This is a genomic window from Aestuariicoccus sp. MJ-SS9, from assembly GCF_032586235.1.
Lineage (GTDB): Bacteria > Pseudomonadota > Alphaproteobacteria > Rhodobacterales > Rhodobacteraceae > Aestuariicoccus.
In genome coordinates this window covers 1-21,275 of record NZ_JAWHTD010000007.1, presented here as the reverse complement: position 1 = coordinate 21,275, position 21,275 = coordinate 1, and the positions used below count along the sequence as shown (strand labels likewise).

21 protein-coding genes and 1 tRNA gene are annotated in these 21,275 nt (G+C 63.3%); 13 read left to right on the top strand and 9 right to left on the bottom strand.

Features of this window, described 5'->3' with window-relative positions; genetic code table 11:
• The first annotated feature begins 12 nt into the window (after nt 1–12).
• Genes RXV88_RS07075 through RXV88_RS07040 form a run of 8 tightly spaced genes read left to right on the top strand, consistent with a single transcriptional unit; the run spans nt 13 to nt 5,637 of the window.
• Nucleotides 13–363, top strand: coding sequence for a hypothetical protein (locus RXV88_RS07075; protein WP_316291495.1), 351 nt, complete (start codon nt 13–15; stop codon nt 361–363).
• Complete coding sequence (locus RXV88_RS07070) at nt 363–677, top strand: heavy metal-binding domain-containing protein (RefSeq protein ID WP_316291494.1); 315 nt, start codon at nt 363–365, stop codon at nt 675–677. Before RXV88_RS07075 ends, RXV88_RS07070 begins: the two co-directional genes overlap by 1 nt.
• The gene (locus tag RXV88_RS07065; RefSeq protein ID WP_316291493.1) at nt 674–1,276 is read left to right on the top strand and encodes a hypothetical protein; all 603 of its coding nucleotides are present in this window, start codon (nt 674–676) and stop codon (nt 1,274–1,276) included. The genes RXV88_RS07070 and RXV88_RS07065 overlap by 4 nt, the downstream gene beginning before the upstream one ends.
• Nucleotides 1,277–1,309: 33 nt before the next feature.
• A complete protein-coding gene (gene sufC / locus RXV88_RS07060; RefSeq protein WP_316291491.1) occupies nt 1,310–2,065 on the top strand; it encodes a Fe-S cluster assembly ATPase SufC in 756 nt (251 codons plus the stop codon).
• Nucleotides 2,065–3,342 carry a SufB/SufD family protein gene (locus tag RXV88_RS07055; RefSeq protein WP_316291490.1) on the top strand — a complete coding sequence of 426 codons (1,278 nt, stop codon included), beginning with the start codon at nt 2,065–2,067 and terminating at the stop codon, nt 3,340–3,342. The genes sufC and RXV88_RS07055 overlap by 1 nt, the downstream gene beginning before the upstream one ends.
• Nucleotides 3,343–3,345: 3 nt before the next feature.
• Nucleotides 3,346–3,837, top strand: a complete 492-nt coding sequence (locus tag RXV88_RS07050; RefSeq protein ID WP_316291487.1) for a YIP1 family protein — start codon at nt 3,346–3,348, stop codon at nt 3,835–3,837.
• Nucleotides 3,834–4,424 (top strand): YIP1 family protein, encoded by a 591-nt coding sequence (locus tag RXV88_RS07045; RefSeq protein WP_316291485.1) that lies wholly within the window; start codon nt 3,834–3,836, stop codon nt 4,422–4,424. Before RXV88_RS07050 ends, RXV88_RS07045 begins: the two co-directional genes overlap by 4 nt.
• Nucleotides 4,417–5,637 (top strand): cysteine desulfurase, encoded by a 1,221-nt coding sequence (locus RXV88_RS07040; protein ID WP_316291483.1) that lies wholly within the window; start codon nt 4,417–4,419, stop codon nt 5,635–5,637. The genes RXV88_RS07045 and RXV88_RS07040 overlap by 8 nt, the downstream gene beginning before the upstream one ends.
• A 3-nt stretch (nt 5,638–5,640) precedes the next feature.
• Here RXV88_RS07040 and RXV88_RS07035 read toward each other — a convergent pair whose 3' ends face one another.
• Nucleotides 5,641–7,125, bottom strand: a complete 1,485-nt coding sequence (locus tag RXV88_RS07035; RefSeq protein WP_316291482.1) for a fused MFS/spermidine synthase — start codon at nt 7,123–7,125, stop codon at nt 5,641–5,643.
• Between the two features lie 221 nt (nt 7,126–7,346).
• Between RXV88_RS07035 and RXV88_RS07030 the strand changes: the two genes are divergently transcribed.
• Nucleotides 7,347–7,423 (top strand) — tRNA-Arg (locus tag RXV88_RS07030).
• A 1,804-nt stretch (nt 7,424–9,227) separates the two neighbouring features.
• Here the strand turns inward: RXV88_RS07030 and RXV88_RS07025 are convergent.
• The 8 genes from RXV88_RS07025 to RXV88_RS06990 all read right to left on the bottom strand — a co-directional run bounded on the left by RXV88_RS07025 (nt 9,228) and on the right by RXV88_RS06990 (nt 17,608).
• Complete coding sequence (locus tag RXV88_RS07025) at nt 9,228–10,430, bottom strand: amidohydrolase family protein (RefSeq protein ID WP_316291480.1); 1,203 nt, start codon at nt 10,428–10,430, stop codon at nt 9,228–9,230.
• 10 nt (nt 10,431–10,440) lie between these two features.
• Nucleotides 10,441–11,064, bottom strand: a complete 624-nt coding sequence (locus RXV88_RS07020) for a flavin reductase family protein (RefSeq protein ID WP_316291479.1) — start codon at nt 11,062–11,064, stop codon at nt 10,441–10,443.
• A 33-nt stretch (nt 11,065–11,097) separates the two neighbouring features.
• A complete protein-coding gene (locus RXV88_RS07015) occupies nt 11,098–12,081 on the bottom strand; it encodes an ABC transporter ATP-binding protein (RefSeq protein ID WP_316291478.1) in 984 nt (327 codons plus the stop codon).
• Nucleotides 12,081–13,067 carry an ABC transporter ATP-binding protein gene (locus RXV88_RS07010; RefSeq protein WP_316291476.1) on the bottom strand — a complete coding sequence of 329 codons (987 nt, stop codon included), beginning with the start codon at nt 13,065–13,067 and terminating at the stop codon, nt 12,081–12,083. The genes RXV88_RS07015 and RXV88_RS07010 overlap by 1 nt, the downstream gene beginning before the upstream one ends.
• Complete coding sequence (locus RXV88_RS07005) at nt 13,067–13,942, bottom strand: ABC transporter permease (RefSeq protein WP_316291474.1); 876 nt, start codon at nt 13,940–13,942, stop codon at nt 13,067–13,069. The genes RXV88_RS07010 and RXV88_RS07005 overlap by 1 nt, the downstream gene beginning before the upstream one ends.
• A complete protein-coding gene (locus tag RXV88_RS07000) occupies nt 13,939–14,916 on the bottom strand; it encodes an ABC transporter permease (protein ID WP_316291472.1) in 978 nt (325 codons plus the stop codon). Before RXV88_RS07000 ends, RXV88_RS07005 begins: the two co-directional genes overlap by 4 nt.
• Nucleotides 14,917–14,988: 72 nt before the next feature.
• Nucleotides 14,989–16,566, bottom strand: coding sequence for an ABC transporter substrate-binding protein (locus RXV88_RS06995; RefSeq protein WP_316291470.1), 1,578 nt, complete (start codon nt 16,564–16,566; stop codon nt 14,989–14,991).
• A gap of 76 nt (nt 16,567–16,642) precedes the next feature.
• On the bottom strand, nt 16,643–17,608 hold the full coding sequence (locus RXV88_RS06990) for a LysR family transcriptional regulator (protein ID WP_316291468.1): 966 nt from the start codon (nt 17,606–17,608) through the stop codon (nt 16,643–16,645).
• Nucleotides 17,609–17,715: 107 nt separating this feature from the next.
• Here RXV88_RS06990 and RXV88_RS06985 point away from each other — a divergent pair, with 107 nt between their 5' ends.
• From RXV88_RS06985 to RXV88_RS06970, 4 genes are read left to right on the top strand one after another with little or no spacing between them, the layout of a single operon-like run.
• Nucleotides 17,716–19,359 carry an amidohydrolase gene (locus RXV88_RS06985; protein ID WP_316291467.1) on the top strand — a complete coding sequence of 548 codons (1,644 nt, stop codon included), beginning with the start codon at nt 17,716–17,718 and terminating at the stop codon, nt 19,357–19,359.
• On the top strand, nt 19,359–20,246 hold the full coding sequence (locus tag RXV88_RS06980; protein ID WP_316291466.1) for a GTP-binding protein: 888 nt from the start codon (nt 19,359–19,361) through the stop codon (nt 20,244–20,246). Before RXV88_RS06985 ends, RXV88_RS06980 begins: the two co-directional genes overlap by 1 nt.
• A 15-nt stretch (nt 20,247–20,261) precedes the next feature.
• Complete coding sequence (locus RXV88_RS06975) at nt 20,262–20,783, top strand: IS110 family transposase (protein ID WP_316291465.1); 522 nt, start codon at nt 20,262–20,264, stop codon at nt 20,781–20,783.
• A gap of 24 nt (nt 20,784–20,807) precedes the next feature.
• The gene (locus RXV88_RS06970) at nt 20,808–21,191 is read left to right on the top strand and encodes a transposase (RefSeq protein WP_316291464.1); all 384 of its coding nucleotides are present in this window, start codon (nt 20,808–20,810) and stop codon (nt 21,189–21,191) included.
• Nucleotides 21,192–21,275: the final 84 nt, after the last annotated feature.

Here is a 21,275-nt window from a genome sequence, read left to right as displayed (position 1 = left end):
CGGGAGTTGAGAATGCAGGCAGGCACGCAAGGCGGCATTGGCAGCGCATCGGTGATGCGGTTCGTGTTCGGCGCGGCGACGTCGGCGCTGATCATGTTTCTGTTCGAGAACATCCAGGTGATCAGCGACCTCGCTCCGCGCTTCATCAAGGAAAGCAGCATGCCGGGCATTCTGGGCGCGCCGGTGGCCTTGGTCACGGCGATCTGGATCGTGGTGATCCCGATGGTCTTTGCCGTGGCGGTCATTCGCTCGGGCATCACCGGGCGCAGGCCCTGGGTCCGGGCCTATGTGGCCGGAGCCTTTGCGGGCCTTGCGGGGTATGCCGCGACATTCGTGATCAGCAATCCGGAGGTTTTGTTCTGATGATCCTGACGACAACCAATTCGATCGAGGGCAAGCGTATCACCGACTACCGCGGCATCGTGGTGGGCGAGGCGATTATGGGGGCCAACGTGTTCCGCGATCTCTTCGCGTCGATCACCGACATCGTCGGGGGCCGGTCGGGCGCTTACGAATCCAAGCTGCAGGATGCCCGCGACACCGCCATGCGCGAGCTTGAGGCCCGCGCGGCGGCGCTTGGGGCCAATGCGGTCGTCGGCGTCGATCTGGACTACGAGGTCGTGGGCGATTCGATGCTGATGGTCAGCGCCTCGGGCACGGCGGTGGTGGCGCAGTGAAGGACACGCCCGTCATAGACCGGCCAGAGCTGACCCTGCCCGACGCCGAGGCCGCGCTGCTGCGCGAGCATTACGCGCGGGCGGAGGTCATTCTGGAATACGGGTCGGGCGGGTCGACCGTGCTGGCGTCGGAAATGCCGGGCAAGACCGTATTCACGGTCGAATCCGACAAGGACTGGGCGCAGATGATGCGGGGCTGGCTGCGCCAGAACCCGCCCGCGACCGGGACCGAGGTGGACATCATCTGGTCCGACGTGGGCGCGACCAGGGAATGGGGCCGCCCCGCGGATGACAGCGAATGGCGGCGCTATGCGCGCTATCCGCTGGAGGTCTGGCAATTGCCGGAATTCCGGCACCCGGATGTGGTGCTGGTGGACGGGCGGTTCCGCGAAGGCTGCGCGCTGGCGGCGGCGTTCCTGGCGGAACGCCCCGTGACGCTGCTTTTCGACGATTACCGCGACCGGCAGCAATATCACCATGTCGAGGAGTTCCTCGGCATCCCCGAATTGACCGGCCGCATGGCGCGGTTCGAGATCACCCCGCAACCCATCCCGCCCCGGCGGCTGTTGCGGATCATGCAGTTGACGGTGCGGCCCTGAGGCCCGCGAGATGGAATGAAGAGCGAGGAAAAAATGCTGGAAATCAAGAACCTGCACGTGAAACTTGAAGAAGAGGACAAGGTGATCCTCAAGGGTGTCGACCTGACGGTCGAGGCGGGCAAGGTGCACGCGATCATGGGGCCGAACGGGTCGGGCAAATCCACCCTGTCCTATGTGCTGTCGGGCCGCGACGGCTATGAGGTGACCGACGGCGGCGCGACGCTCGACGGTGAGGACCTGCTGGACATGGAGCCCGAAGAGCGCGCCGCGGCGGGGCTTTTCCTGGCGTTCCAGTACCCCGTGGAAATCCCCGGCGTCGGCAACATGACCTTTCTGCGCACGGCGGTGAACGCGCAGCGCAAGGCGCGCGGACAAGAGGAAATGTCGGCGACCGATTTCCTTAAGGAAATCCGCGCCAAGGCCAAAGAGCTGAAGATCGACGCCGACATGCTCAAGCGCCCGGTCAACGTCGGTTTCTCGGGCGGCGAGAAAAAGCGCAACGAAATCCTGCAGATGGCCATGCTCGAGCCGCGGATGTGCATCCTCGACGAGACCGACTCGGGCCTTGATGTGGACGCGATGAAGCTGGTTGCGGACGGCGTGAACGCGCTGCGCAGCGAAGGGCGCGGGTTCCTGGTGATCACGCATTACCAGCGCCTGCTCGATCACATCAAACCGGACGTCGTGCACATCATGTCGAACGGCCGCATCATCAAGACCGGCGGGCCCGAGCTGGCGCTTGAGGTGGAAAAGAACGGCTATGCCGACCTGATCGAGGAGGAGGCGTAATGGCGGTTCCTCAACCGAAATTGGACGCGACCGAGGCGCGGATCGCCGCGCTGACGATGCCGCAGGGCGGCTGGTCCGAGGCCGCCCGCAAGGACGCGCTGGCGCGGCTCCGCGCCATGGGCCTGCCGGGCCGCCGCGACGAATACTGGAAATACACCCGCCCCGACACGCTGGTGGATGCGCAGGCCCCCAGCGCCGCGCTGTTCCACGGCGACGAGGCGCCGATGTTTGACGAGGTGGACCGTCTCAAGATCGCCTTCGTCGACGGCGTGTTCGACCCCGAGGCCTCGGACGACCTGACGCTCGAGGGTGTGACCATCGACCGGCTGGCCGAGGACAAGGACATCCACTGGGCGCGCGATCTTTACGGCGCGCTGGAAACCCGCGGGCAGAGCCCGGTGGACCGACCGTTGGCGGCGCTCAACACCGCATTTGCAACCGATGGTGTGCTGATCCATGTCACCGCCACGCCGTCGAAACCGATCAGCCTGATTTATCACCATAAATCAGAGGTTTCCGACGCGATCCTCCACCATGTGATCAAGGTGGATGCGGGCGCCGAAGTGACGGTTCTGGAAAACGGGCCCGCCGCCGCACGGTTCAACAAATGCATGGAGGTGGAGGTCGCCGACACCGCCACCTTCCACCATGTGCGCGCTCAGGGCCGCGACCACGAACGCCGCGCCGCCACGTCGATCTTTGCCCGTCTGGGCACGGAATCGACCTTCAAAAGCTTCACGCTGACCGCCAATGGCGTGCTGACGCGCAACGAATGCGTGATCGAGCTGACCGGCGACGACGCCACCGCCCATGTGGCCGGGGCCTGCGTCGGCGACGGTGATTTTCACCACGACGACACGGTCTTTATCACCCATGACGCGGTGAATTGCGAAAGCCGCCAGGTGTTCAAGAAGGTGCTGCGAAACGGCGCGACCGGCGTCTTCCAGGGCAAGATCCTCGTCAAGGCGGGCGCGCAGAAGACCGATGGCTACCAGATCAGCCAGTCGCTGCTGCTGGACGAGGACAGCCAGTTCCTCGCCAAGCCCGAGCTGGAGATCTATGCCGACGACGTGGCCTGTTCGCATGGCTCGACCTCGGGCGCGATCGACGAAGAGGGGCTGTTTTACCTGCGCGCGCGCGGCATCCCCGAGGGCATCGCCACCGACCTTCTGACCATCGCCTTCCTCGCCGAAGCGGTGCAGGAGATCGAGGACGAAGGCCTTCAGGATGCGATCAACTGCCGGATCGAGGCCTGGCTGATGCGGCGGCGCGGCTGAGCCTTGGCGCTGACTACGGACATAACGGCCACCTATCGCGGGCCGGGGGCGGTGATGCGCCGCCTGCTCGCGATGGGGCAGAACGAGGCGCGGGCGCTGGCCTTCCTGATGGGGGCTTGCTGCGTGATGTTCATTGCGCAATGGCCGCGTCTTGCGCGCGAGGCGCATCTGGAAGGCACCGAGCTGAACATGCTGCTGGGCGCGTCGCTGATGGGACTTATGTTCATCGCACCGCTTTTGTTCTACCTCCTCGCCTTCGTCAGCCACCTGGTGGCGCGGCTGATGCGGGGGCAGGGCACCGGCTATGGCGCGCGGCTGGCGCTGTTCTGGAGCCTTTTGGCCGCGAGCCCGCTGATCCTGCTGCACGGGCTGGTCGCGGGGTTCATCGGTCCGGGGCTGGAATTGCAGATCGTCGGCGTCGTCTGGTTCGGGGTCTTCCTGTGGTTCTGGCTGCGCGCGCTGATCGTGGCCGAAAGCGGGGAGGCGCCCGCGTGACGCCCGCGGGATTTCTGAACCTGGCGTGGCAGACCGTTGTCGCCCCACAGGACGTGGCGCGGCTGCTGCTGTCGCTGCGGCTGACCCACGAGGCGCTGCTGCTGGCCTTCGCGACGGTGGTCGTGCTCAATGCGCTGTTGTTTTCGCTGTCGGTGCAGATGTCGCCGACGGCGTCGCCCTTGCAGCCGATCCTGGGCAGCCCGGTGATCTTCATGCTGTCGCTGGGTGGATCGCTGGCGATCGTGGCGCTGGCGATCACCTGGACCGGGCGGGCCCTGGGCGGCGCCGGGCGGATCGAGACGGTCGGGCTCTTGCTGATCTGGCTGCAGGCGCTGCGGATGCTGGTACAGGTTGCGATGCTGGTGCTGATTCCGTTAAGCCCGCAACTGGGGGCGTTCCTGGCGTTCGCCGCCGCCATCGCCGGGGTCTGGATCCTGGTGAATTTCATCGAGGTTGCGCATGAATTCGGCAGCCTGTTCAAATCGGCGCTTGTCCTGCTTCTGGGCGTGACGGGCATGGCGCTTGGGGTGTCGATCATCTTTTCGCTGATCGGCGTGACGACGACGGGGCTGGCTGGCTATGTATGACGTGACCGAGATCCGTAAGGATTTTCCCATCCTGACGCGCGAGGTGAACGGCAAGCCGCTGGTTTATCTCGACAACGGCGCCTCGGCGCAAAAGCCGCAGGTCGTCATCGACGCGGTGACCCGCGCCTATTCCGAGGAATACGCCAACGTCCATCGCGGGCTGCATTACCTCAGCAACCTCGCGACCGAGAAATACGAAAGCACCCGTGGCATCATCGCGCGCTTCCTCGGCGCGCGGGACGAGGACGAGATCGTGCTGAATTCGGGCACCACCGAGGGCATCAACCTTGTGGCCTACGGCTGGGCCATGCCGCGCATGGGGCCGGGCGACGAGATCGTGCTGTCGGTGATGGAGCACCACGCCAACATCGTGCCCTGGCATTTCCTGCGCGAGCGGCAGGGCGTCAAGCTGCGCTGGGTCGATGTGGACAGCACCGGCGCGCTTGATCCGCAGGCGGTGATCGACGCCATCACGCCCAACACCAAGCTGGTTGCAATCACCCATCTTTCCAACGTGTTGGGAACGGTTGTTGATGTGAAATCCATCGTCGCCGCCGCCCATGAAAAGGGCGTTGCGGTGCTGGTCGACGGCAGCCAGGCGGCGGTGCATATGCCGGTCGATGTCGAGGACATCGGCGCGGATTTCTACGCCATCACCGGGCACAAGCTCTATGGTCCGTCCGGGTCGGGCGCGATCCATATCAAGCGGGCGCGGATGGACGAGATGATCCCCTTCATCGGCGGCGGCGACATGATCCGCGAGGTGCACAAGGACGAGGTCACCTGGAACGACCCGCCGATGAAATTCGAGGCCGGAACCCCCGGCATCGTGCAGACCATCGGGCTGGGCGTGGCGCTGAACTATATGATGGACATCGGCGTCGAGAACATCGCCGCGCATGAGGCGAAATTGCGCGACTACACGCGCGAGCGTCTGGGCGGGCTCAACTGGCTTCAGGTGCAGGGCACGGCCCCCGACAAGGCGGCGATCTTTTCCTTCACCATGACCGGCGCGGCCCATGCGCATGATATCTCGACCATCCTCGACAAGAAGGGGGTCGCGGTGCGCGCTGGCCAGCATTGCACCGGCCCGCTGATGGATTTCCTGGGGCTGAACGCCACGTGTCGCGCGTCCTTCGGCATGTACAACACCGAGGCCGAGGTCGACGCGCTTGTCGACGCGCTGGAACTGGCGCACGAACTCTTCGGCTAAACCCTAGTCGCGGGCACCCACAAGCCGGTCGATGGGCGCGTAATCGTCGCTGAGCAGCGTGCCGCGCGCCGCGATCCGGTCGACGAAACCGCGGGCGAGGGCGGCGTATTGCGTTCGGTCGGGGGAGGGTGCGATCAGGCTGTCCTGCGGGGTCTCGGCATCGCCCGCGACGATCACCATGACGACGCGCGCGCCTGGCGCGGGCCTGCGCGCCTCGGTCCAGACCTCGACCACCGGGAAGACCTCGCGCAGGGTCGCCACGAGGCTGCCCACCGCTTCTAGCCGGTCGGCATAGTCGATCACGTTCATCAAATATGTGCCGCCGGGGGTCAGGCGCTGTTGGACGAGGGCGAAAAACTCTTTGGTCACAAGGTGCTGCGGCACAGCCGTGTCGGTGAAGGCATCCCCCACGATCACGTCATAGCGGGTGTCGAGCCGGGCCAACGCGCGCCGGGCGTCCTCGTGATAGATGGTCGCGCCGGCCGGGTCGAACCAGAATTGCCGGGTCGCCAGGCGGGTGACCTCTGGGTCGATCTCGGCCACCGCGATGCGGGTCAGCCCGCGATCGGCGAAGGCCCGGGGCAGGGCGTAATTGCCGCCGCCGATGTGAAAGCTGGAAAAATCGGCGGAGGGCGCGCGCAGCCGCGCCAGCGCGTCCAGCATTGCTGCGTGGTCGGTGAACATCACCCGCGGCAGATCCCGCGCCGAGATGCCATGCACCAGGTGATCGAGGATCAGCGCGCGGGCAGGCCGCTCGGGGTCGGCGGACACATCCGACACGGTCAGACAGAAATAGCGGCTTTCGACGGTGCAGGGGCTGGGGGCGAAAAGGCTCTGCCCCCCGGCCGCCAGCGCCAGCGCCGCCGCCAGCAAGGGGGCCGGGCGCAGCCCCCGAGCGATCCGGAAACAGAGCAGCGCGCAAAGCACATAGGCCACGCAGACCGTGGCCAGCGTGGCGCTGCTGCCCAGCCACGAGATAAAGAAAAACCCCGCCAGCAGCGTGCCCGCGATGGCCCCGAGCGCCCCGGCGGCGAACATCGCCCCCAGGGCGCGCCCCTGCGCGCCGCCGCTGTCGAGCGACACGCGCGTCAGAACCGGGGCCGGGACGCCGGCAAAGAAGGACGGCAGGAAGAACGCCGCAAGCGTCAGCGCCGTGATACCCAGCACCGGCGCGGGCTCTGCCGCCAGCACCGGCCCGGCGGCAAGCCGCAGCGCGCCGCCCGCTAGCGCCGTGCAGACCGCCGCGGCCAGCAGCGCCCAGCCCGTGGCGGCCAGCGCGCGCTGGGCCGGGCGCTCGGCCAGCGCGCCGCCCCACCAATGCCCGGCCGAAAACCCCGCCAGCACCACCGCGATGACCGAGGTCCAGGTGTAAAGCGACATGCCCACATAGGGTGCCAGCATCCGCCCGGCGACGATTTCCACGACCAGCGACGCGGCAGAGACAACGGCCTGAAGGCCCACAAGAAGCGTCAGAGGCGCACGATCCATTCTGGAACTCCGTCAAGACCGACGCCAAGATGCGCCAAGCGGAAAATTCCGCAAGCGCTTTTCCATATTGCGGGGCGCGGCGGTTTCGTCTACTCCCCGCACCAGCCGGCGACGCGTGATGCCCGCCGGCGACAAGGACGATCTGGAACGGCGGCGCGCGGGTCTGCGGTTCTTTGCTTTCAACCCGCGGAAATATCGCGTAAGCATCGCTCAGGCGTTATGCACCCGTAGCTCAGCTGGATAGAGCGCTGCCCTCCGAAGGCAGAGGCCAGAGGTTCGAATCCTCTCGGGTGCGCCATCTCACTTTTTTGGCTGAAGCCTCACCTAAGGCCTTGAATGGTAAGGGTGATTTAAGTGCTCAAAACCTCTGATTTCGGCAGTGGGACAGTGGTTCGACAAAGGCTGGTCTGAGCACTGTTTTCTTCAGGGCCAATTCTGAAGATTTCGATATATTCCAAGGGCTTGAGGAAGGCCGTATGGCGGGTTCGATCGACACCTCAAAAATGGGTTGTGGTTTGCGATTCTGAGCCTGTCGCTCTTGTGAGAGAAGCTTTTCCCGTTCGAGCTTGGCGATACGTTTCTCGTATGCGGCGACAACGGAACCGTTGCTCGCCTCGACGATGCGATCAAGGAGCCGATCAATCTGCAAAAACCCAATACCCATTCTGCATACGAACCCGCATGCGGTTGACCGTTTGCTCACCGTTCTTTTGCCTTTGATGCTGAGCCACTGACGCCAACAGGTTGCTGACGTCTTTTCCCTGTGCTCCTGACTGATCCGTCATACTGAACTGCGCCTATGGGCGCATGTCATCCTTGTTGTTCTTTTCGGGCTTAACCGAGCATGCTGCATCAAACGCGTCGTTTGCGCTTGGCGGGATGCTTTTTGTGTCTTTTCCACAGACTTCTTGCAGAGGAAGCACGCCAAACCCGAATTCGACGAATCCCACTATGATTTGCCACAGGCTTTGCAGGAGCTCTTCCTTCTGCGCGTCCGTCGTTCGGCATTATCAGGGTAGGCCTGATATCGCTCGAGGTTGGCCGTGAGATACGGTTTCGCCGAGGCGTCAAGCGCTACGTTCAGGCCTTCGAGGCCTGACTTACTTTTGATATCGCCATCCATCGATTCTCCTTTCGGAGGCGGGTTTTGGACCCATTTTCACGACCGTATTTTGGAAAAAATCCCTAATTTTTGCGGTTTGCGAGATGTCATGTGTCTAGGATGAGGCGGCTAGAACGGAATATAATCGAGCCGTCCCGTGTGCGGATTACGGCACAGGCGGATCACGTTGTCCGCCTTTTCGGTCCGGCGCGTTGCCGCCAAGGATTTTCAGAGATGCTTGCAAGCTTCACAGCATTCGACGTCCTGGGCTCCATCTGAGCTCATCGGATTCGACAACGGCTCGTGACAGACAAGAGTGTCCCAGCGGAACGAGTGGCAATATCAGTCAATATGCTGAAATCAATGGGTGAATCCGGCTTGTTACAGTGGTTACGGCAACGGGCCCAAGGCGCAACTCTTGGCGCCATCAGTAATCGGTGCGCTCGCCAATGGGGGGCGAACGTCGCGGCGCTTTGCTTCCCCAATCCGGCTGCTCCCTCACGCAGAGATTTTTTTTCCTCAAGGCGAGAAATTTCGGAGGGGTCGTCGGCTTCGGCTGCGCGAGCGACCGCCTCGGGCATCACACAGGGCCTTTCTGACGAAGGTGTGTGAACAGCAAAATCCATGTTCGGGCCCTGAGCGGCTCTGTCAGGCGCGTGCCGGCTGGTTCGTCGCTCATTATTGGTCTGTCGGGTTCTGGCAGCATTTTTTCCTGCTGGGTGACCTTTCCTACTGGGGCGATAACTGCCCCTCAAAGGCGAAACCCGTGCAATTCAATGCCAGCGCGGGTGGTTTCGGCGACGCCTGCGACCGCTGCTGCGCGGGGTTAGCGCCAAAGTGGGAAAGCTGAACGCCGGGCACAGATGCCCCTTCGGCGGTCAGCATCTGTGGGACTTTTGGAGGGGGTTTCGCAATGGAGGATTTCAGGCTCTTCTGAACCCCGAAAGTGACCGTATGAACAAGACATCAGGTTCATCGAAGGACGCCGCAGACAAGCTGATCAGGGGGCAGCGAGAAGGGCGCGGCCCTCTTTCGCCACAACCCGGCCAGCCTTCAGAATCAACTTGCGCGGAGGGTGGTTGACGACCGCATGAGCGGGTGTCTCCGCCTCCACGAGTACGAGATCGGCGCGGCAACCTTCGGTCAGGCCATAGTCATTCAGGCCCATGACTTGCGCACCGCCGTGGGTGCAGCACCAGAGCGCGTACTCGATATCCTCGTCGCGGCGGAAGTTGTTGCGCAGACCAAGATGCATCGCGCGCTCGAGCATGTCGGCGTTGCCATAAGGACCCCAGCAATCGCGAATGCCGTCGGAACCGGCGCAAAGCGTCACGCCCGCCGCCCGCAGATCGTCAGCCAGCGGCACCGGGCGGAAGGGGGTGGCGACGGTCGCGATGTGGACACGTGCCTCCGCCAGATCGTCGATGAGCGACAATGCCCGGTCCCGGTCCGGCATGCCAAGGCAGAATGCATGGCTGATCGTCACTTGTCCCTGCATTCCATGGACGCGGGTGTGCTCAAGGATCAGTTCGATGGAAAACGCGCCCAGCTCGCCCGGTTCGTGCAAATGGATGTCGACCGGTTTGCCGTGCCGCTCGGCCAGTGAGAACACCGCCTCGAGATGCCCTTTCGGATCGCGGTCCATGCTGCAGGGATCGAGACCGCCGACCACGTCCGCGCCCTGCCGCAGGGCCTCATCCATCAGTTGGAATGTCCCGGGGCGGACCAGCAGGCCGGATTGCGGGAAGGCGACGATCTGGATGTCGATCAGCCCCGCGAGCGCCGTGCGCGTTTGCGACACGCCCTCGAAACCCTCCATGCCGCAGTCGGTATCCATGTCCACGTGGCTGCGGATCGCGGTGGACCCATGGCCCAGCGAGAGAAGCGCCTGCCGCATGGACTGCCGGTGCGGGTCAATATCCCATTCCCGACGCAGCCGCCGCTCGGTTTCGATCTTGTCCTTCAGGCTCGGGCCCGCTTGATGCGGGCGCCAGCCCATGCCCAGCAGGTTCTTGTCGAGATGGGTATGCGCCTCGATGAGCCCGGGCAGGAGTATCGCATTTTCTCCGTCGATGCTCTGCTCGGCCGTGTCGGCCGGCAGGCCGGGCGCGATGCGGGCGATGCGACCGTCGCGGATCAGGACATCGACCGTCTCGCCTCCGTCGGGCCGGACGTTGCGGAGAAGCAGGGTGCGCTCGGCCATGCTCTGCCCCCTAGCGCCTTGGCCGGTCGGACAGATCGGCGCTTTCGGTCAGAACGAATTGGCGGTCGGCGACGATGTAATTTTCCGCGTGCAGGCGGGCGATGGGCTGGTAGGCCTCGGGCCGGACATAGTGGCCATCGGCGTCGAGACAGGCATCGCGGACGTGCATCTGCACGACCTCCCCCAGCACGATGGCGCGGTTTGGATAGTCGATCGACTGCGACAGGCGGCATTCCATCGACGCCGGGGCCTCGGCCACGCGGGGCGGTGCGATCTTCAGCGAGGGCGCATGGCTCAGCCCGGTAAGCACGATCTCGTCGACGTCCTCGGCAAAGGGATGGCCGCAATCCACCATCTGCTGTGCGATGGCCATGTCGCAGAGGTTCACCACGAATTCGCCACTGCGGCGGATGTTCCGGATGGTGTCTTTTTCGGTCCCGTCCGGGCGCGTCTGGATGCCGAGGATCACGATGGGCGGATCCTGCGAGAATACGTTGAAGAAACTCATCGGGGCCGCATTGGCGGTGCCATCCGATCCGCAGGTCGTCACCAGCGCGATGGGGCGGGGCGCCACGAAACTGCAAAGCAGGCGGTAGCGGTCGCGCGGGGGCAGGGCCTCGAAATCAAACTCCACTGCTGGTCGCCTCCTTAGAATTCGTCAGGCTGCTTACCCGGCCTCGCGCAGATGGCATGCGACAAGCCCGCCGTTGCTGGCCGGCTTCAGTGGCGGCTCGCTTTCCGAACAGCGCGGCTCGGCGATCGGGCAGCGCGAGGCGAAACGGCAGCCCTTGGGCAGGTTCAGCGGATCGGGCGGATCGCCCGGGATGAGGATGCGCCGGGTTTCCTCGCGCCGCTTCGCATCGACGGAGGGAACGGCGGAGAGAAGCGCCTCGGTATAGGGATGCTGCGGATCGGAGAAGAGCGCGATGCGGTCCGCATGTTCCACGATCTTGCCCATGTACATCACCGCCACGCTGTCGCACATGTGCTGCACGACGCCGAGATCGTGACTGATGAAAAGATAGGTCAGCCCGAAATCTGCCTGCAGCCTGCGCAACAGGTTGAGGATCTGCGCCTGCACCGCAACATCGAGCGCGCTGACGGGTTCGTCGCAGATGATCACCTCAGGCCGGGTGGAAAGCGCGCGCGCGATGCCGATACGCTGGCGCTGGCCGCCGGAGAACTGGTGCGGGAAAAGCCGCTTCTGCTCGGGCCGCAGACCCACGGCGGCGAAAAGCTCGTCCACGATGGCAGCCTTTTCAGCGGCACTCTTGTCGGTCAGGCTGTCGAGCGGTTCGCGCACGATATCCTCGGCCCGCTGACGCGGGTTGAGCGAGGAATAGGGGTCTTGAAAGATCACCTGCACCTGTCGGCGCATCGCCTTCAACTGTTCCTGTTGCAGCGGCAGGATGTCCTTGCCCTCCAGCCGCACCTGGCCTGTCGTCTCGCCCGTGACCAGCCGCGCGATGGCCAGCGCCGCCGTGGTCTTGCCCGACCCGCTTTCGCCGACGATGGCCAGCGTCTCGCCTTTGCGGACGGTGAAATTCACGCTGTCCACGGCGGTCAGGTAGGTCCTTGCCCCCCAACCCGCGCCTTTCTTGCGGACGGGAAAGCGGACCGAGAGGTTTTCGATCTCCAGAAGCTCGTGCATCAGACCTCCTCCGCGCGCCAGCAGGCGGCGCTTTGACCATTTGCAAAAGCGGCCTCTGGGGGGCGCGCGCGCAGACATTTGTCCACGGCCATGCTGCAACGCTCCGAAAAGAGGCACTTGTCCTGGCCGAATTCGCCAAGGCCCGGCACGATTCCGGGGATTTCGGTCAATTCCTCCCGCTCGAACGTCGGATCGGCCATGATGTGCGGCACGCAGGAGATAAGACCCCTGGTGTAGGGGTGCCGTGCGTGTTCGATGATCTGCTTGACCGGGCCGACCTCGGCCTTGCGTCCCGCATACATGACGATCATCCGCTCGGCCATCTCGGCCACGGCGCCCATGTCGTGGGTGATCATGATGATCGAGGTGCCGAATTCCCTGCGCAGATCGCGTAGCAGATCGAAGATTTGCGCCTGCACCGTCACATCGAGGGCTGTGGTCGGCTCATCGGCGATCAGGATTTTCGGTTTGCAGGCCAGAGCGATGGCGATCATCACGCGCTGTCGCTGCCCGCCAGACATCTGGAAGGGGTAGTCGTTGACGCGGCCCTTGGGGTTGGGGATGCGCACGGCGTCCAGAAGTTCGATGGCGGCGTTGTGCGCCGCCGCCTTGCCAAGCTTCTCATGCTCGCGCAGCACTTCGGCGATCTGTTCGCCGACGGTGTAGACCGGGTTGAGCGAGGTCATCGGTTCCTGGAAGATCATTGAGATTTCGTTGCCGCGCAGGTCTCGCAGGCGCTTCTCGTTGGCCTTGGTCAGATCCTCACCGTTGAAGATGATCCTGCCCGATGCGATCCGTCCAACCCGTTCGGGCAAGAGCCCCATGATGGCAAGCGCGGTCATGGATTTGCCGCATCCGCTTTCGCCGACGAAGGAGATGTTCTCGCCATGCCCCAGCTCGAAACTGAGGTCGTCAATCACTGGCGCCACACCCGCACGCGTCGCCAGCTCGATCCGCAGATTTTCGACCTTTAGAAGCGGTTCCATCAGCGCTGCCTCAGGCGGGGATTGAGTGCGTCGTTCAGCCCGTCGCCGACAAGGCTGATCGCCAGAACGGTGATGAAGATCGCAAGGCCGGGGATCGTCACGGTAAAGCCGCTTTCCAGAATGTATTGCCGGTTCGATCCGATTATCTGGCCCCAGCTGATGACGTTGGGGTCGGTGAGGCCGAGGAACGACAGCCCTGCCTCGAAGAGGATCGCAGAGCCGACCATCAGGGCGGATTGTACGATGATCGGCGGCAGCGCGTTGGGCAAGATCACTCGGAACATCAGTTTCAGCCCCGAGGCGCCAGAGGCGCGGCTGGCCATGACGTACTCCAACTCTCGGATGCGCAGGAATTCAGCGCGGGTGATCCGCGCCACGGCGGTCCAGCTGACAAGTCCGATGGCGAGGGTGATCATCGGTAGACTGGCCCCGAAGAGCGCCACGATCACCATGGAGAACAGCAGCGTGGGCAGCACCTGGAAAAACTCGGTGAAGCGCATCAGCGCTTCCTCAACCAGCCCGCCATAAAAGCCTGCCAGCGCGCCGATGGTCACGCCGATGACCACCGTTACGATGGCAGCAGAGAGCCCGATGATCAGGGTGACCCGCGCCCCATGGATGATCTGCGCCAGCAGGTCGCGGCCAAGGTAATCGGTGCCCAGCAGGAACCCGTCCACGCCGGGAGGAGAGAAGGGGGCCCAGGCCATCTCGAACGGTTGCCCTGGATAGAGGTAGGGACCAAAGATCGCGCCCAGCACGATCAGGCAGAGCACGATCAGCCCCGCCATCGCGGCGTGGTTGCGCCGGAACATGTTCCAGGCTTCGGAAAGCGGCGATTGCGCCTTGATGGTTGCTTCTGTCGATTGGTCGGTCATCCCCGGCCTCTCATTCTGGGATCGACCGCGCGGAGCGCAAAGTCTGTCAGCAGGTTCCCGACGATCACCATCAGCGCGGAAAAGAACAGGATCCCGAGGATCGTCGGCGTATCGCGGGCGATTATCGACTGGAAGGCGAGTGTGCCGAGGCCGGGCCAGGCAAAGACTGTCTCGACCAGCACCGCGCCGGAGACGACCGCGGAGAATTGCAGGCCCGCGAGCGTGATCACCGGCGAAAGCGCGTTCTTGAGCGCGTGCTTGTAGACGACGGACCGTGTGGAGAGCCCCTTGGCTTTGGCGGTGCGAACATAGTCGCTGCCCAGCGTCTCCATCATGGTCGCGCGCGACAGGCGGGAATAGAGGGCGATAAAGATCGACGACAGCGTGATGACCGGAAGGACAAGGTGGCGTGCCACATCCCAAAAATGCGCCCAGAAGCCGCCGATCAGCGTGACGTCGCGCATACCCGCCACCGGGAACCACTGGATCTTCAGCGAGAAGGCGATGAGCAATAGGATGCCCGTCCAGAAGACCGGCGCAGAATAGCCGAAGAGGGCGAAGAAGGTCACGAAATGCGACAGGATGCCGTTGGGCCGCCGGGCCGAGATCACGCCCAGCACCACGCCCACGATCAGCGCCAGCAGCTGTGCCAGAAAGACCAACAGCAGCGTCGCGGGCAGGCGCTGCAGGATCAGCTCGGTGACCGGCATGGAGTAGAAAAAGGAATAGCCCAGGTCAAAGCGCAGGACCCGCGCCATGTAGCTGCCAAGCTGGATCAAAAACGGCTGGTCCAGTCCGTAATCAGCCCGGATACGGTCGAGAATTTCTTCGTCGGCCCCACCCATCGACTGCGCGATCGTATCCGCAACGTCCCCCGGGGCCAGGTGGATCAACGTGAAGTTGAGCACAAGTACCGCCAGCAGCAGGGCGACTGCGTAGAAGAGGCGCGTCGCGATGGTTCGGATGAAGTCCAAGTCCCGTGATCCTTATGCGCATGTGTCGCTGGATGGGCGGACCGGAAGCCGGTCCGCCCGGTTCACTTCAGATCAATCCCTCAGCCACACGCGGTCCATCGGCGAGGACGTGGACCAGATGCCGCCGATCGGCGGATTGCCGACCTTGTCGGAGTAGAACGTGTGCATTGGCACGGCGTTCAGGTAATAGATCGGAACCTCTTCGTTCACGATCTCCTGAAACTCCGCATAGAGCGCCTTGCGCTTGTCCTGGTCGTTCTCTTGCGCGGCCATCTCCAGGAGTTCGTCGACACGGGCATTGGAATACCCTTGCGTGTTCGACCACACGCCCTTGGCGATGTTGGAGGTCATGTAGGTCCGGTTCACGCCGATCACCGGGTCACCCCAGTTGTAGACACTGTCGAGCGACATGTCGAAATCCATCGTTCCCATCAGCTTGGCCCAGCTGGGGAAATCCGGCACGGATTCGATCGTCACGTTGATGCCGACCTTCGACAGAGCCTGCTTGATATACTCGGTCTGAGGCTTGTAGCCGGGGAACGGCACCAGCTCCATCGTGATGTCGAACCGCTTGCCGTCTTCCATCGGAAAGCCTGCCTCGTCGAGCAGGGCGTTGGCTTTGTCCAGGTCCAGATCATAGGCATCGACGTTCGCGTTGTAGAGCGGACTGTCCGGGTGCACGCCAGTCAGTGCGTCTTTGGCGGTGCCGCGCATGATCGCCTTGTGGATGAAGTTCTTGTCGATGGAATAGGCGATGGCCTGACGCACGCGCACATCCTGCAGCGGACCGCGCGTGGTGTTCATCGCCAGCCAGTCGATGGGGCCGATGCCGCCATAACCGTCGCCGGAGACGCTGATGCCATCGGCATTCATCATGCGGTTCACCAGCGTCGGCTCCGCTTCGAACGTGGACAGATGCAGTTCGCCGTTCTCCAGAGCGATGGTGCGCGACGAGCTGTCGGGAATGATCCGCGCGACGATCCGGTCGAGGTAGGGCAGACCTTCCTCCCAATAACCGTCATAGCGCTCCATGATCACGTGCTCGCCCGGCTTGAACTCCACCAGCTTGAAGGGACCGGAGCCCACGACATCTTCGTTGTTGCGGGGATGGTTCTTGGGGTCCTGACCGTCGCCGTATATGTGCTCGGGGATGATCGACATCAGCTGCCCGGACATCGCGAGCATCAGCGCGGGGTGCGGATGGGCGAGGTTCAGAACGGCGGTATGCTCATCCGGCGTATCCACCGAGGTGACCGGGGCGAACATGGATTTGAAAGGATGGTATTCCTGAATGATCTTGACCGAAAAAGCGATGTCCGAGGATTTAATCGGCTCACCGTCGTGGAAGGTGGCGTCTTCCTGCAGGTTCAGCGTGACCTTGAGGCCGTCGTCGCTGATCTCCCAGCTTTTGGCGAGGTAGGGCTGCGGGTTCCAGCCGTCGTCATAGCGCAGTGGGGCGGCGAAGAGCTGCGCCCCGACGAGGCCGGTGACGATGCCCGACTGCACCGCCGGGTTCAGAACGCGCGGCGTGCCGGTCAGTGCAGCGACCAGTGTACCGCCCGATTTTGGGGTCTCTTGGGCCGTGGCCCCGGTGGCAAGCAGGGCCGCCGTCGCGGACGCTGCCAGAAAACGCTTCAGATGGTGTTTCACGTTGTATCACTCCTTGTTGGCTTTTCTCGTTTTTAGAATCGAGCGTAGATCATTCTCATTCCCGCAAAAAACAGATTTATTGCCCGCTATTCCTCGGTATTTTGGGGTTATTGGCTTGTGGCCGCACCGCCAGCGCGTCGAAGGCGCCGTCCTTTTGCAGGCCGGCGCAGACGTCCATGAAGGTCTGCACGATCTTCGGGCGCCGAACGTTCGCGATGGTGGCGATGCCAAACCACTCGACCTCGTTGGCATCGCGGATGGGAACGGCACGGTATCGCGCGTTCTCGTCCTGGTCGGGCTGAGGCCGGATGTTGAGAATGGTGTAACCGAACCCGCCTGAAACCAGCGCGCGGGCGATCTCGGCCGAGCGTGTGGAGTGGGCGATTTGTGGAGTGCAGCCGCAGGCGCTGAAAAGCCCAAAGAAATAGTCTCGCGTCAGCGGAAGGTCGAGCAAGACCATTGGCTTGCAGGAAAGTTCCTTCAAAGTGACGCTCTTTCTTGCGGACATGGGGTCATCTGTCGAGATCAGCGCGAAGGGCGGCGGCTGAAAGAGTGGCAGAAAGTCATGCCCGGCGTTGAGCACGCGGGGATAGGTGAAGGCGAGGTCCGCCTTACCCTCGTCAAGAAAGTTCGCGATGGTCTCCATGTTGCCTTCCAGGATCTGCACCGACATCTGAGGAAAGTCCCGGTTGATGCTGCGCAGGATCGGCGGCAGGAAAGCGGGCGCCGCCGTGGCATAGCAGGCGATCCGCACCAGCCCGGCAGCATCGCCCCCGACCGAGCGCAACTCTGCATCGAACTGGCGCGCTTGATCGAGAAGGTTGCGGATCAACTCAAGCGCATTGGCCCCGGCGGGCGTCGGCTGTATCCCCTTGGCCGGCGTGCGCACGAAGAGGTCGTAGTCGAGCCATGTCTCCAGCGTGTCGATGGCCGCCGTGATCGAGGATTGCGAGATCGACAATTCCGCCGCCGCCTTGGCGATGGAGCGCAGCCGACCGGCGGCTTCCACGTAGCGCAGCTGCTTGAGGGTGAAGTTCAGCATGGCTCAATCCTCGGAAAAATAGCGCTTAGTGGTCAGTTAATAACATTTTTCCAAACAAGCGAAGCTGGCTAGCATTTTTCAGTGACAGACCGAGGAAAGAGTTCGAGATGACACAGACCACCATCTTCTCCGCCCGAAAAATCATCACCATGAACCCCAATCGCCCCGTAGTCAGCCATGTCGCGGTGCGCGATGGGCGTATCCTTGGGGCAGGCACTCTGGAGGAACTGGCGGGGTGGGGCGATTACACGCTCGACGACCGTTTTGCCGATCTCGTGGTCATGCCGGGGCTGGTGGAGGGCCATGCTCATACGATGGAAGGGGCGCTGTGGTCCTTCACCTACGTCGGCTGGTTCGACCGGATGGACCCCGATGGCGGGACCTGGTCGGGTCTGAAAACCGTGGACGAGGTGATCGCGCGGCTCAGCGAGGCGGAGAGCCGGACAGGGGATCAGGACGCACCGCTGCTTGGCTGGGGGCTCGACCCGATCTACATGGGCAACGTGCGCGTGTCGCGTCACGACCTCGACCGGGTGTCGAAGACGCGGCCCGTCGGGGTGCTGCATGCCTCGGGCCATATTCTGAACGTCAACACCAAGGGGCTGGAACTGGCCGGGCTTCTCAAGGAAGGCACCAATCATCCGGGCATTCCGCTGGGCGAGGACGGGCTGCCCACGGGCGAGTTGAAAAGCCCCGAGATCATCATGCCCGCAGGCAAGCACGTCGGTATGGACCGCGCCTTTCTCGCCACTGACGAGAACGGGCTGCGCAACTACGCGCGGCTTTGCGTGCGGGCCGGGGTGACCACGTCCTCCGATCTCGGCCAACAGCTGAACGACGATCTCGTGGCCATGTTCGAGCGGGTGACGGGTGAGGCGCAATTCCCCGTCTGTCTTGTCGCCTTTCGTATCAATTTCGGCATCGAACCGCAGGAACTGGTCGACTACACCGCGTCGCTGACCGACCGGTCCACCGACCGGCTGGAGCTGGGCAAGATCAAGGTGGTTGCCGATGGGTCGATCCAGGGCTTTTCCGCACGTCTGCAATGGCCCGGCTACTACAACGGGGCGCCCAACGGGCTGTGGTACGTTGCTCCCGACCAACTGGCAGAGATCTACGAGCGTGCGCTGGCGGCGGGGGTGCAGGTGCACACTCACACCAACGGCGACGAGGCGACCCAGCTGACCATCGAAACGCTGGAGGCCGCCCTGCGAAAACACCCCGATTTCGACCACCGCTTCACTCTTCAGCATTGCCAGCTCGCATCCGAGGCACAGTTCCGCAAGATGGGGCGACTGGGGATGTGCGTGAACCTCTTTGCCAACCATCACTACTATTGGGGGGACGAGCACTACCGCCTGACCGTCGGTCCGGAACGGGCGGAACGCATGAATGCCTGCCGCACCGCGTTGGACGCAGGCGTGCCGATGGCGATTCACTCCGACGCGCCGGTCACGCCGCTTGGCCCGCTCTTCACCGCGAGTGCGGCGGCAACCCGGCAAACCGCGTCGGGCCGCACGCAGGGTGAAGCGCAGCGGATCAGCGTGGCCGAGGCGCTCTACGCGGTCACGATGGGGGCGGCGATCACCATGAAAATGGACGACCGCATCGGCTCCATTGAGACCGGCAAGCGGGCCGATTTCGCCGTGCTTCAGGACGATCCGACCGAAGCCACGCCTGAAAGCCTGAAGGATATCGGCGTCTGGGGTACCGTGCAGGGCGGGCGCATCTTCGAGGCGTCGGGCATCTGATGAAGCTGCCGGTCACTGTCATCTCCGGCTACCTCGGCGCGGGAAAGACGACGTTGATCAATCACCTGCTGCGCAATGCGAATGGCTTGCGGTTGGCGGTCCTGGTCAACGAATTCGGCGCGCTGGCGATCGACGAGGACCTGATCGAGGCCGAGGAAGACGGGCTAATGTCGATCTCGGGCGGCTGCGTCTGCTGCGCCTTTGGCGGTGACATGATCGGCGTTCTGGAAGACATCCGCGACAGCAAGCCTGGGTTCGATCACGTGCTGCTCGAGGCCTCCGGCGTGGCCTTGCCCGGGTCGATTATCACGACTGTGGGCCTTGTCGATGGGCTGCGCCCGGATGCGAGCGTCGTGCTGGCGGACGCCGAGCAAATCCAGCGCAACGCGTCCAACAAGTATCTCAGCGACACGGTGCTGCGGCAACTGGAGCAGGCGGACATCCTGCTAGTAACCAAGACTGATCTGGTTGGCTCGGAAAGGCTTGTCGCAGTCGAGAATTGGCTGAAAGCGCGGGCGTCGCGGGCGATTGTTCTATGCGTCGCCCATGGGCAGATTCCGCTGGAGGCGTTGGTCGGAGGAACCCCGCTTGCCGGTCGCCACGGAACTGCCGAAGGGTCGAAAAGCGCCTTCGCCAGCACGGTTTTGTCGCCGGATCGCATCATTGACGCCGAAGACCTCGCCCGGTCGCTTGCCGAGGCCGCTTCGATCACCCGCGCCAAAGGCTACGTTCGAACCAAAGAGGGGCTCGCGCTGATTCATGTCGTTGGCGAGCGATATGAGGTTGAGGCCGCGGAAGGGCCGCACGATGTCGGCGTGGTCTGCATCGGAGCGAGAGCGCTGTTCGACGCGGAGCTTGTGCAGAGCCTTGTCCATGCGAAACCATGACTTCTCGCCTGGGCCATGTCACGGCGACTAGGTGTGGCCGTCAGTACCTTCCGAAGGCGGCCTCAGGCGCCACGATCTCATCAGGCACATAGCCTCTGCCTTGGTGACCAGCGGTGGTTCCGACATTCCTACACGGCAGAAGGCCATAGTTCGCAGGTGGCAATGCTCCGTCAGATACCCGGTGCGGTCAAAGTTGGATTTTTGGCGGAGGGTGGCCGTGAATGGGTACTCAGGACAGAACTTGTCGCCGCAGGGATTGTCGCCGTCCGGCGATCTCCATCACAGATCAAGGCGTTCGCGCCGTCCAGAGGCACTCGGGCGAAGACTGACCGGATCGATGCGGAGCCCGTCGCACGGTTCGTGGCGTTCAGACTTGCGGCCGGGCGAGAGGAGCCAGATGAGAATCGACGTATTCTCAGAACCTTGACCACGCGGGCGGGGCAGCTCGTCGACCTGCGGAAAGGGCGCAAAGCCCAGATAAGCGGCCGGACGAAGAGGGGCGTCTCTGTCGATCTCGAGGCCCGGATGACGATCTGAAAGACGTGCTCGACACCCAGATCAATGCCATCGAACGGCGGATCGAAAATGTCATCGCGCAGGTCGGGCCACTTGCCAAGAAAGCGAAACTGCTGCGATCTATACCCGGGTTTAGGTCCCGTCTTTGCGGCGATGTTGATCGCCGCATTGCCCGAACTCTGTCAGTTGACGTCAGGCGAAGCCGCTTCCATGGCCGGTCTGGCGCCGATCCCATATGACAGCGTGGCGATGCGAGGCAAGAGAACCATTGCGAAGGGACGATGCTCTTTGCGCCATGTGCCGTTCCAGGCCGCGCTCGCCGCCGCCTGTCACGATCCGGCTTTGAAGCCCGTTGCAAAACGTCTCAAAGAACGGGGAAAGTCCTACAGCTCAATAGTCGGGTTTGAACAACGCCTTCAGGCGGACTGAAGGCGGGGATTTTGTGTGTTGGGCGTGTGCAGGTCGGCGAACAACCAACCGATGATGACGGTCCAAAGCGCTCTGAGGTGGGCG